The 12596-nt window shown below is 57.1% G+C and carries 8 protein-coding genes; all 8 read right to left on the bottom strand.

Annotation, left to right across the window (positions count from 1 at the left end; translation table 11 throughout):
- Window positions 1-138, bottom strand: a 138-nt coding sequence (locus tag EAE90_RS11175) for a DcrB-related protein (RefSeq protein ID WP_214053565.1), incomplete at its 3' end; no start/stop codon positions are given.
- Window positions 139-185: 47 nt separating this feature from the next.
- Window positions 186-2081, bottom strand: a complete 1896-nt coding sequence (locus EAE90_RS11170; protein WP_214053559.1) for a type VI secretion system Vgr family protein — start codon at window positions 2079-2081, stop codon at window positions 186-188.
- 21 nt (window positions 2082-2102) lie between these two features.
- Window positions 2103-3443: a VasL domain-containing protein gene (locus EAE90_RS11165; protein WP_214053558.1), complete on the bottom strand. Its 1341-nt coding sequence runs from the start codon at window positions 3441-3443 to the stop codon at window positions 2103-2105.
- Window positions 3444-3521: 78 nt separating this feature from the next.
- Entirely contained in the window at window positions 3522-7067 is a 3546-nt protein-coding gene (gene tssM, locus EAE90_RS11160) for a type VI secretion system membrane subunit TssM (RefSeq protein ID WP_214053557.1), read from the bottom strand.
- Window positions 7064-8497: a type VI secretion system protein TssA gene (gene tssA / locus EAE90_RS11155; protein ID WP_214053556.1), complete on the bottom strand. Its 1434-nt coding sequence runs from the start codon at window positions 8495-8497 to the stop codon at window positions 7064-7066. The genes tssM and tssA overlap by 4 nt, the downstream gene beginning before the upstream one ends.
- Window positions 8498-8502: 5 nt before the next feature.
- A complete protein-coding gene (gene vasI / locus EAE90_RS11150) occupies window positions 8503-9150 on the bottom strand; it encodes a type VI secretion system-associated protein VasI (RefSeq protein WP_214053555.1) in 648 nt (215 codons plus the stop codon).
- Window positions 9147-9947, bottom strand: a complete 801-nt coding sequence (locus tag EAE90_RS11145; RefSeq protein ID WP_214053554.1) for a helix-turn-helix domain-containing protein — start codon at window positions 9945-9947, stop codon at window positions 9147-9149. Before EAE90_RS11145 ends, vasI begins: the two co-directional genes overlap by 4 nt.
- Window positions 9944-12589, bottom strand: coding sequence for a type VI secretion system ATPase TssH (gene tssH / locus EAE90_RS11140; RefSeq protein WP_214053553.1), 2646 nt, complete (start codon window positions 12587-12589; stop codon window positions 9944-9946). The genes EAE90_RS11145 and tssH overlap by 4 nt, the downstream gene beginning before the upstream one ends.
- Window positions 12590-12596: the final 7 nt, after the last annotated feature.

Raw genomic sequence — 12596 nt, 5'->3', positions numbered from 1 at the left:
GGCGGGGACCGGGGTGCGGCTGACCACCAGATTGATGCCGCTGTCGTCCGGCAGCACAAATACATTCATGGATTCATCCCGCCAGTTGTCCGGGATAGCCAGTGAGCCTTCATTCATCTGATAGGTTATGTTTTCCATGCTTTTTCCGTTGTTGATTGAAATAATAAGTTGATAGTCAGCCGCGGTCAGTTCACATTGACCTGTTTGCCATTGATGGTGATATTGGCGCCCTGAATGCTGATATTGCCAGCATTGTCGATGGTGATGCTGCCGCCGGCCGTCGCAATTTCGATACCTCCCGCCTGGGCATGTATCTGGATGTTATTTTTGACGTTCAGCAGGCTGTCTTTTTCGACCGTGATTTGACGCAGGCCGGTGATAGCGCTGACTTCATTGCCTGTCACCTCTTTGTGGCGGTCGTTTCTGACCGACAGCATCTGATTATGGCCGATGCTTTCGGTGTGGTCGTTCATGACCCGGGTTTCGCGGTTATTGAGCACGACGGTGTTCATGTCCCGCTGGGCATGCAGCGCCAGCTCCTCACTGCCTTTGGCATCCTCGAAGCGCAGTTCGTTGTAGCCTTCCCCTTTGTGGGTTTTGGAGCGAAAGGCCATCTGGGTTTTGCTGCCGGGCAGAGCTCCCGGCGGGAGATTGCTGGCATGGTAGGTGCGCCCGGTGACAATCGGCTGGTCCGGGTCGCCGTTAAGAAAGTCCACCACCACTTCCTGCCCAATCCGCGGTATCGCCAGCATGCCCCAGCCCTGCCCGGCCCAGGGCTGGGTGACGCGTATCCAGCAGGAGCTGTGGTCGTTACTCTGGCCGTAGCGGTCCCAGAGGAATTGCAGGCGGATACGGCCGTACGGGTCGCAGTAGATTTCTTCGCCCGCCGGGCCCACCACTTTGGCAATCTGCGGGCCGTCCATCGCCGGTTTGGGTAGCGGGGCCGGGCGCCAGTGCTGGTTATAGGGAATGAAGGTGAAGTCGTTGCTCATCACGGTGCCGCTCTCTCCGGCCGTCTGTTCCAGCGCCTGCGGCTGGCTGCCCCGGTGGGTGACGCTGACCAGCTGCCAGAGCCGGTTGAGGTCGGGCCGGGGATGATGAGTCAGGGTGAACAGCACGCCGGGCTGCATCGTCGCGGCATTACTTTCACCGTCACCGGTCAGGGCATTGTTGCGCAGGGCTTCCAGCCGGTAGCGGGTGAAGTCGGCGCCGTGCTGTTCGTCTTTGAAGCGGCCGGGAAAATCGAAGTGTTCATAGCCGGTATGCTGGAGGTCCTGCTCCCGCATCTGATGACGGAACTCCGCCGCCCAGGCCGGGTTTTTGAAGGTGTAATCTTTGAGCTCGACCACCGCCGGCCGTACCTGCGCCTGGCGGGTCAGCCGGGTAATGCACAGCTGCTGGGCCTGTTCAGCGTCTTCGGGGTGATAGGGCAGCACCGGGCCTTTGACGACAGAGCCCGCATCGTCGGCAAACACAAGGGTGTTTTTATTGCCGGTGAATTCAAAGAAGTAAAAAATCCCTTCTTCGGCGGTCAGGCGTTGCAGAAAGTCAAAATCGGTTTCGCGGTACTGGACGCAGAACTCCCGTTCCGGGTGGGGATTGCGCAGACTGAACGCCACATCCCGGACGCCGTTCTCTTTCAGCAGGGTGGTGAGGATGGTTTTGATATCCTGCTGCTGAAAAATCCGGGCATTCTGGCGCAGGGTGGCGCGCCACATATCGGGCCGGACCGTCATGTCATAGCGGGTCTGATGTTTGCCGGTATTGCCCTGGACAAAACTGGCGACCATGCCGGTGACGGTGCGCTCGACTTTGCCGGCGCGCAGGATGGTGAGGGTGGCGCTTTTGTCGAGGACGGCGGCGAAATCAATGGCCGGGTCGGCACTGGCTAAACTGACGGTCAGCGTGAACGGGGTGGAGAGGGCCTCGTGCAGGGTAAAGCCGGCCACCACGAAGGTGTGCGGCGGCAGTCCGCCGGCGGTGAGGGTAAACTGTAACCCGCCGGCGCTTTGGGGACTCAGCCGGTCAGCGATTTGCTGAGCGAGGCTGGCGGCGCCGGCGGTTTTTTTCTGAAATGACATATAAGGGTTCCTTCTCTGAATTTACGGGCGGGGCGGCCCGGGGAGTGGGGTCAGCCCGGCGGCGTGCTGCAACGCGTAATACTGGCTGAGCAGGGCGTTAAACCGGTCGTCGGTCTTTTTTATCAGCGCCGGTGAGACGGTCTGTCCCTGTTCGACGGCGGCGGAAAGCTGGCGCAGCAGCTCTTCCAGCGGGACGTCACGGTTGTGGCTGTGCTGGATTTGGTAAATCGCCGTTTTCAGGTAAGAGAGGGTGAAACTGCCCCGGTTGCGCTCCTGCTCCAGGATTTTGTCCGCCAGTAACTGGAGCTGATGCCGGGTCTGCTGCCAGCTGCCGGAGACCGGCGCGTTTTCCAGCCGGATGGACTGTAACTGCTGCCAGCGCTGCGTTTCCTGCTGCTGCCGGCGGTCCTGCGGCCAGGTTTTTTGTGCCCTGTCGGTCAGCTGCTCAGCCTGTTGCAGCACCACCAGCGGGGAGGTGTCCGCTAACTGGGTTAACTGCCGGGCATAGGTTGTCAGGTCTGGGTGGGACAGCCAGGCCAGTCTGGCCCCGTCCGGGGTGTCAGTCAGGGCCGTGAATTGCTGTTGCAGCGGCCGGTAAAGTCCCAGCCAGCTGCCGGTCAGGACAAACACGCCCAGTAAGAGACCCAGGCCAAACCCCTGTAGCGCGCTCATCGGCCGCGGGGGCGGCGCAGGGAAACGGACCTGGACTTTCGGCTGAGAGGGGGCATATCCCGCGTCGTCGCCGGTGTCCGGTTCAGACGGCGCCGGTTCGGTGCTGGCGAGGTAAACCAGCGGCGGCATCTGCACGGGTTTGGCGGCGGGTTTGGGCAGGATGCGGGTCTGTTCCAGTTTTTTGGCGGTGTTCTGGAAGAACCACAGCAGGTTTTCGACCTTCGGCAGGCGTTTCAGGTCGGACTGCTGGAGCCGGTCGACTATCAGCTGTAAGGCCCGCTCGGCCCGGTAAATCATCCGCAGGTCGCGGGCGGTGTAATCGTGCTGGCGTAAGGCGTTGCCGCAGCGGGTGTTAAACCAGTCCAGCAGGTCGGTGCGGACCGACGGCTGCGGCGGCCACAGTTCATCCCACTGGCTGACCATCACCCCGGCCAGCAGTTCACAGCCTTCGGTAAACCCCGCCAGGCCGCTGAGCTGCATCCGGGCCAGGGTGTAGTAAATCGCGCTTTGCAAATCGACGCCGTGGGAGCGAAACAGCGTCAGGGCCAGGGATTCGATAAGCGGCCAGTTCACTGCCGGCTGAGACGGGTGGTTGATTTTGTTAATTTCTTCGCGTATGGCCGTGAACGCCGGCAGATTCATCGGGTTGCTGCCGGCGCGGATAATCAGGTTTTCAGGGCGTTCACTCATGGCTGTTCATCCTTTAACCTGCCTCCGTCGGCGCGGAGGACAGGCGGGTTGCTGTTTTGCAGTGAATAAAATTTGCCCTTAATACAGCGTGTCAGGCAGTCTGAACTGACTGAACAGGCCGCCGGCAAACGGGTTGTCGGATTCATCCACGTAGATACGGTAGGTCATGTCGCCCCCGTCCACCGTGAACCGCACATCAAACGAGTCCTGACGCACGTTGGTCAGTTTGCCGCTGTTAATCAGGCGCAGCTGGGCCCACGGGCCGGTGAAGCTGATGGCGCGCGGGGATTTGCCGCTGGCATCCGGTATCAGCGTGAGCTGGCTTTCCACCCCGGCCCGCATCGAGTTGGGCCAGATGAGGTGCACCATGCTGCTGCGGCCGTGGGCGTAATCGAGCAGCTGGCCGTCGAGATTGAGCAGGCTGCGGCGTTTATTGCCGGTCAGGCTGAGGGGCTCGATGGCGAACTGGGTGCCCAGACCGTTTTGCGGCGAGAAGAAGGTGTCGCGGATACGGTCGGCCAGTTTCAGCTGTTCCAGCACATCCTGGCGGATAAGTTGCTGGCCGTCCGCGCTGTGGGTCAGGTTGTTTTCCACAAACGGTTTCAGGTTCTGCTGATAGAAGGCATCGAGCGTGCCGCCGGGCCGGAAGAACCGCTCGAACTCACTGAGCGGCACATCCTGAGCGGCTTCCGGGTTGAACGGATAGCGTCCGGCCAGATAGGTCTGGTACTGTCTGACGACGGTGTCGCGCCATTCGATTTCCAGCGAACTGATGGCTTCTCTCATCACTACCCGCCAGGCCTGTTCGGCCAGTTCGCCGACCCAGCGGTTGAGCGGCTCCGGCAGGTTTTTCGCCAGCTGCTGCACGTCGAAAATCGGGTCGCTGTTATGCTGTTCAAGCCGCTTCTGAACGGCGCTCAGGGCGGCTTTACCCGGGACCGGGGCATTCTGAATGCCCAGCAGGTAACGGTGCAGCGCCACCAGTTGCTGATAAACCCCCTGTAAGGTGCTGTTTTTATCCCCGGACTCCACCAGCACCGCGGTTTCCGGCGCGAATTCCCGGTGAATACGCACCCGCAGGCGGTAATCCGGGGCATCACGTAACGGCTGCTGGGCTTTGGCCGGCAGCGTCTCGTTAATCTCCGGCAGACGGGTGTTGTCGCTCAGGATTTGCAGGGCCCGGCTGATGGGCTGTTCGCCGCTGATAACCTGTTCAATGGCGCTGATGGCCTGCGGGATATCGGTGAAATCACGAATATCCAGGTTATTCATGGCCGCGCGCCAGGTGGCGGTGTAGTCCCCCAGGTACTGTTCAGTGATTTGTCGCTGGATTTCTTGCCGGTCCGTGTCGCTGTACTGCACGTTGTGTGACAGGTTCAGGACCCAGCTGTCCATGACGGTGAGGTCGATCAGCTGGTCGTCCTGTTTGACGAAGTAGTTGTTCAGGCCGTTTATCGTCAGGAACTGCGGGATAATCAGTTGCCTGTCATTATTGGCGATAAAGAGGCTGTCAAAGCTCGGGCCAATCTGGTCGCGCAGGTTGAGGGGGGGCGGCAGTGAATCCTGGGCTTTAATGCGCAGGTTCTGGTAGACCCGCTGATAAATAGAGAGCTGACTCAGTTCTTTCTCGGCATTGATGAGCGGCAGTTTGTAAGGCGCAAAGCGGCTGATAGCGGCCTGATCGCCCGCCTCCCGCGCGGCCCGCCAGTCGGTGTGATCCAGGGCATAGTCCAGATGGGTCAGTAACTGTTGCTGTAACGGGCGCTGGCCGTTAAACGCCTGGCTCCAGCGCGCCCGCATATAGTGTTCTACCAGCGATTTATTGCGGCCGCTGCCGTCTTCCAGCATCCGCATGATACGCAGGACTTCCAGTTTTTCTTCGCTGCCTTTCGGCGCCCGGTTCAGGTCATCCAGCAGGCCGTTCATTAAGGCCGGCAGAAAGCGCTGAGACAGCAGTTGCAGGTAGGTGTTTTCCACATACGGGCCGACCGCCGCGCCCTGATAAAGCCCCATATCCGCCAGCAGCCCTTTTTGATGGTAATCCCCGTAGGCCAGGGTGGCCTCACGGAGAGGATTGAGCAGGGGAAGCTGTAAATTGCCGTTACGGTCTTCGCCTTTGGGGGGCGGCACCGACAGGAAGGTTTTGGCCTGCGCCAGGACCTCGTCGCCGGCCCGGTAGTTCTTCTGATAGGCGGCGTGCCAGCCGATCCACAGGGCCAGCACCACTGCGGCGCCCACGGTGGAGAAGGTCAGCAGTTTGTGGCGGTGGCGGCTTAACCACAGGCGGTTTTCAGCCGCCAGATTCGGTTCAGCCAGCAGGACCGCTTCAAACAGCGCGTGGGTGAAGTAGGGCACGGTGTCCGCCACCGGCCAGGTGGGAAAAGCCTGCGGCCCCAGGTGATACTGCACCGCGGCAGACTGGGTAAAAATGTCATCTATCCGGCCGATTTGTTGAGATGAGGTGAGATAAACCCCCCGCAGGCCCGGCTGTGCCGGACCGCCGTTGTCAAGGAGCCCCTCCAGCAGCGGTACCAGCGCGCTGTGCAGCCCCTGTATCTGGCGGGTGAAGCTGAACAGCGGGCTGCGCTGACTGATGTCCACCTTATTGAGCATCATGTCCGGCATGGCCGCGTTGAGCTGTTGCATCCACTGGCGCCAGAACTGGGCCAGCTCAGCGCGCCAGCTGTGCTCGTCCTGCGCATTCAGGCTAAAGGTGACGCCCAGGATCTGGGCGCGCTGCGCTTTGTCCAGCGACTGGAAGGCGGCGCTGAAACCGTGCAGCCGGTCGAGTTTGGTCAGCACCAGATAGACAGGCAGATGGTTATGCAGGGTTAATCGCAGATCCTGCAGGCGCAGGTGAAGCGCGGCAATAACCTGTTCCCGCTGGGCTTTGTTGTCGGTCAGTAAGCGGTGAATGTCCACCGTCAGGATGATGCCGTTGAGCGGCTGGCGCTGACGGTTTTCGGCGAGCCAGGCGAGCAGGGCCTGCCACAGGCGGGCGGGCAGCTGGGGTTTGCCGGTGTCCGGCGGCGATACCTGGTCGATAAGGAAGCCGTCCGGGTCGATAATGACGGCTTTCTCCCCCAGCCAGCAGCGCAGATGCAGGGGCAGCGCCTCTTCCCCGCTCAGGGTGTCCGGGGCGGCAATGTCAGTCAGCCGGCAGCCTGCCTGAATCAGGGCGGTTTTGCCGCTGCCGGTGTTGCCCATCACCAGGTACCAGGGGCGCTGGTAGAGATAATCCCAGGTCCCCAGATGGCGTTGCAGCCGGGCTTTCCAGTGACTGAGATAACGGTCCTGACGGGTGATGTCAGCCAGCACCGGATCGACGGTTTTCAGTTCCCCCTCCAGCCTGAGTTTTTCAAGCTGGCGCAGGCGGCGCCAGATTTTTATCCCGACAACGCTCAGGGCCAGCAGGAGGATGATGACCGTCGCCAGCCAGCGGGCAGCCAGCGTTTCCAGCGGGTGGGTCTGTTTAAACTGCCAGCCGGGTCCCCACCACCACAGCCAGATGAGGGCAAGACAGGGCAGGAGGGCCAGTATCAGCGAAGCGGTGGCTTTCAGTGGCGGCAGACGCGGCATCGCCGGTTTTTTGAGATGTTTGAGCAGTAGAGAAAGCCAGTTCATGGTTTAACGCTCCTGTTTGCGGTCGTCGCCTTGGCGGGGGCGGTCATTGGGGCTTTTTCTGTCAGTGCCGCCAGCAGGCCGGGTTCCCAGTCGGCGAGTGACAGGTGTTGTCCTGCCTGGAGCAGATGGCGGTAATGTTGTTGTGCCAGCGCACTCATGCCCGCCTGCTCCAGTAACTGGGCCGTCAGTAACTGACCGTAGAACTGATCCCGGGGTTCGGTCAGGTGTTGCTGGTATTGCTCCGCGGCGTGGAGGGCGGCTTCCAGTCCGTGCTGCTGAAAACAGTGCCAGACAGCGTCCTGTTCCGGCGTGGCGCCGCTGCCGACGGCGGCGGTCGCCGGGGGATGCAGCCAGTTCAGCGTGGCGTCTGAGATAAACGGGCTCCTGTCGGAGAAAGACAGGTTTTGCAGGACCGGCAGACGGTCAAGAAAGGCCCGGAGTTCATCGCGAATAGCGTCAGCCACGGCGTTGTAACCGAGTTTTCCGGCGGCCTGAGCCGCGAGAGCGTGGCCGTCAAGCCAGTAAGGGGCCAGTGTCAGGCTCTGTTCTATCTGTTGCAGCAGGGCGTTATCCGCTGCCGGGAGTTTCGCCAGATAATCGGCGGTACGGTCTGCCGACGTCGGCGCCAGCGGTGTTTTGCCGGCGCCATTCGCCATCGGCGCCGTGGTCAGGGTGTGCCAGATCGCATAACGACGCAGCCGGTAACCCACAGAGGAATCAGGCTGGCGTTCGCATAGCAAGTCGGCCACGGTCAGGAGCGTCTGTTTCCAGGCTTTTTCACTGGCATTGTCTACGGTGACATCCGGTATGGGGGGGGATGTCAGTACTGACGTGTTTGCCGATTGTGCCGTCGTTTCTGTCGATTCAACCGGTTCGGCTGCCGGTTTTGGCTCAGGTTTACGGGCATAGCGGGGGCGTAACTGGTCAATCTCTTTAGCCAGTGCTGGTTCATCGGTATGCCAGCATTGTGCCAGATGAGCCAGTGCGCCCTGTGCCTCTTCGCGCTGAGTCTCATCCGCCTGTTCGCAGAAGCCGGGTTGCGCAGAGTCAAACCGTTTAATCACCTGTTGCGCCAGGCGGCGCTTGAGCAGCGGTTTATGTGGCCAGGCTGTCTGCCAGTAATGCGGGATGTAATCGGCTAACAGCTCCATTGCCAGGATGAGTTCAGCGGGATTACCGCCGTGTTGCAGTGTGCGCAGTAAATGAACCATCAGCCTGAAATCTTTGCTTTTTTCGCTGAACAGTTGCAGCGCCTGACGCTGGATCTCTTCAATATTGATGCTGGAATGGGCCAGTGATCCCAGCTTAACCATCTCCCCATCGATATATTCCCAGGCGGGTTCGTTTTCATCCAGCGCCCGGCTGATGAGTTCATCCGACAGGGGGGTCAGCAGGAGGCCCTGCCAGTCAAATTGTTTCCTGATATCCATTGGGATCACCAGCGACAGGCGGAGCGTAAAGGTTTCACCGCCTGTTCCAGTTGAGAAATGTTGAATGTCATGCGGTTTCCGTTGCCGGTTTTGATGGTCAGGGTTTTTCCTGTCATCAGTCGTTTGAGTTCTTCAATGCCCGGTAGTCCACGGCTGGATTCCAGCAGGTAGCCGTTTTCCCGCAAGAACCAGTCAGCACTGAATTGGGTGATTTCCGTCGAAATCATCACCGTGCCGCTATCTTGTGGTTTAGCCAGGGCAATTTGTATTCGGGTAATGTTATCGATACAACTCAGCATCAGGACTGGCCGGGGTGGTGGAACACCAATCGCAGGGGTGGTCAGTATGACGCGAGTCGGCAGGCTTTCAGATTGGGTGGTGATAAAACCGGTTGAATGGTCAGTGCGTTTCATCTCCTGTTCCATTGCCTGTCTCCAGACCGGGCCCGTTTTTTCTAACGGGATAACGGCAATATTATCCAGTTTATCCAGTAGGCGGTCGTAGCAATCGAGCCTGACCAACGGCGACGGTTCTGCCCGGCATTGCAGCAAAGCCGGTAATGAAGGCGCTGTTGGGGTTTCCTGAGCGGGCTGAATATCAGGTTTGCCTGTCAGAGAAGAGATTAATGAACTGACCAGTAACAGAAAACTCATAATTTACACCTGTATTTCGCCAGTTTGTAAGTCAGTGTACGGGGTGCAATACCTAAGCTTGCGGCAATTTGTTTGGTGTTATTGCCATAAATATGTTGGCGCTGTATCAGTACTGCACATTCGAACTCTTCGAGTGCCTGAAGTAAGTTGTCGATTTTGCTGTAATCGTGAGAGACGCTGGCTGAGGTTTTGCTTTCGGCGGTGGTGCTTAACGAAGCCAGCAATTCATCAAGCTGTTTTTCTTTCTGGCGCTGTGTCTGAAAAACCTGGCGGATCTGGCGTAATTGGTCACGCAGTTGTTCCAGTTCCTGCAATTTTTTCAATCGGTGTTGCATGACATGGCAGTAGATGTAAAACATGTTGCTGTCGTCAGCAAAACGATGGACATCGTTGGCGAAAACAGCAATCACGCCACACGCTTGTCCGTTGCAGTTAAACAACGGAATAGCATGCAGGCCGCAGCGATGAGGCAGTTCTTCAACGAAGAGGCGAAAGTTTCGATTGTCGATGCGTACCCCCTGATTGAGTGATCCCCAGGTCGTCGGGGTACCCTTGTATAAGATTTGGACCAATGGGTGGTTGATATCGCCAATATTGACATCCAGTTGCAGCGCGCTTATCTGGTTTGGCGCCGGCAGCCGGTAGCATTCCAGACGGTTTTCATTCACGTTAAGCAGAGAGACCAGCAAGGCGTCAAAACGCTGGCGTTGGTGATTCACTTGAAGAAAGTGATGAACCAGTTGCTCGATAGAGTCATTTTCCAATAACGCTAATGCGCTTTTCAGCCGTTGTTTCATGGTATCTCCTCAACCACCGCGTTGAATTGATGGTCGTTGACGGTGAGCTGGATAGTGCTGATCGGCTTTCCGGCCGCCATTTTTTGCAACAACAGCAGGGATAATGGCGGCAGCAAAGCGCCATCAATGATCGATTCCAGCATGCGTGCGCCATTTTCAGCCCGGGTTGCCCGTTGCAGTATCTCTTCAGCCACCTCATCACTCAGGGTGACGTCGGCATTGAAGCGTTGACGCAATAAGTTATCGAGGCGCGCCAGTTTGACCTGAATAATGGTTTTCAGGGTGTCGTGTCCCAACGGCAGATAAGGCACCACTTCCATTCGCGCCAGTAAGGCGGGTTTGAAGAAGGCCGCCAGTTCAGGATAAAGCCGGTCATTCATCTCTTCCGGTTTATCGGCATTATCAACGATAGTTTGATAGCCTAAGTTGGACGTTAAAAAGAAGACCACATTTTTACAGTCAATCACCCGGCCTTCCCCATCGGCTAACTCACCTTTATCGAATGCCTGATAGAACAGGTTCAGGACATCAGGATGGGCTTTTTCCACTTCATCGAGCAGGACGACGGAATAAGGTTTCTGGCGAATAGCTTCGGTGAGTACACCGCCTTCCCCATATCCAACATAGCCTGGAGGTGAACCAATCAGGCGGGAAACCGTGTGTTTTTCCTGAAACTCCGACATGTTGATGGTGGTCAGATATTGACGTCCGCCAAACATCAATTCGGCAATCTGTAAAACGGTTTCGGTTTTACCGACGCCACTGGGTCCTGCCAGCAAGAAGGCGCCCAATGGACGACCGGGACGGCGCAGGTCCGCTCTGGCCGTCAACAAATGTTGATGCAGGCATTGAATCGCGAGATCTTGTCCTTTGATGCTTTGTCCCAAATGCGTGGGGAGTTCAGTCACCACGGAGAGTTCACTTTGTGACAGGCGATTAAGGGGGACGCCAGTCCATTCAGCGATAACCGCTGCAATCTGGTTTTTATCCACATGAGGGGAAACGAGCGTTTGTTGTTGCTGTAATTGTTCCAACTGTTCATTGCGTTCAGCCAGTTGTGCAATCAACTCGTCCGTTGTCATTTCGGCCGATGTTTCGCTCTCTTTTGTTTCGTTAGTTAATTCTGTTTCGTCGGTTAATAGCTGACGGCGTAGTTCAATAATTTGCTGAACTAATTGCTGTTGTTGCTGCCAGCTGGCTTCCAGTGCAGCCAATTTCTCCGTGGTTTCCTGCTGTTGTTGCCGCAGTTCATCCAGTCGATCAGTGTGCGGGTTGAGTCCCATGCGCTGTTCCCTCGCCAGCACATCTGATTCCATTTGTTGCTGATGCAGTTGGTTTTTCAGAGCAGAAATTTGGCGCGGAGGTGACGTCAAGTTGATGGCGACGCGGGCGCAGGCGGTATCCAGCACATCAATGGCTTTGTCTGGCAACTGGCGTCCAGAGAGGTAACGGTCGCTTAATACCGCAGAGGCTTTTAGCGCTTCATCATCGATTAATACGCCATGAGATTGTTCATAGATTGCCCGCAGGCCACGCATAATAATGATGGCTTCTTCCGCAGTCGGTTCGGCCACTTTAACGAGTTGAAAACGGCGGGAGAGGGCAGCATCTTTTTCGAAATATTTTTTGTATTCGCCCCAAGTGGTCGCAGCAATGGTTTTCAGTTCGCCACGTGCCAGAGCGGGTTTTAGCAGGTTGGAAATATCCAGTCCGCCTTGCTGATTACCGGCGCCAATCAGGGTATGAGCTTCATCGATGAACAGAATAATCGGTACGGATGACTGATTTATTTCATTCATAATGCCTTTGAAACGTTTTTCAAATTCACCTTTTACCGCCGCACCTGCTTGTAGTGCCCCCAGATCCAGCGTCATCAATTCACTGTGACGCAGTTTTTCCGGTACTCGGTTGTCGATAATGCGTAAAGCCAACCCTTCAATGAGCGCACTTTTACCGACGCCCGCTTCACCCACCACAATGGGGTTATTTTTACGGCGACGGCAGAGAATATCGATCATTAGGTCGATTTCTCTATCACGGCATAGAACAGGATCGAGTTTTCCCTGACGCGCTTGTTCTGTCATATTTTGAGTAAAACGGGCGAGCAAGCTATCACTCCCGGCGGCAGCTTTGTTTTGTCCGTTTTTATCGTTTTCCACAACCGGTTGTTCGGCAGAGCCCGCGGTCCATTGGGTGAAATTCTGGCGTAACAATTCGCGGTTTATTCCCGATAAAAGACGTGCGGATTGTGGTGTCAGGTAACGTAGCGGGCTGAACAGCAAGGTCATCAGCATGACGCCGCTGCGTAATTCCTGATGTTGCATCTCCGTCGATGCTAACAGCCAGCTATCCTGTAACCACTCCACCAGCATTGGAGAGAAGCTGGGATAAGCCTGAACCATTGCTTGATGGTGAGGGATAATCTGATCAAGTTGTTCTTTCAGTAAATCGCTATCCACTTCTGCTTGATTGAAGATCGCTCTGACATCACTGAGAGGGGTGTTGATCATTTGCAACAATAGCTGTGAAACCGTGATCTCAGGTTGCTGTTGGCTGACACACTGCGCCGCCGCCGCTTCCAGAGCGTGCCGAGTCATCGGATTTAAGCGATTAACTAATGTAGGTAGATCAATCTGAATCATCGGTTTC

Origin of the sequence: Photorhabdus caribbeanensis (assembly GCF_018448885.1) — a bacterium.
GTDB classification, from domain to species: Bacteria; Pseudomonadota; Gammaproteobacteria; order Enterobacterales; family Enterobacteriaceae; genus Photorhabdus; species Photorhabdus caribbeanensis.
The sequence above is the reverse complement of the archived record's forward strand: the minus strand, read 5'-3'. Positions and strand labels throughout refer to the sequence as shown.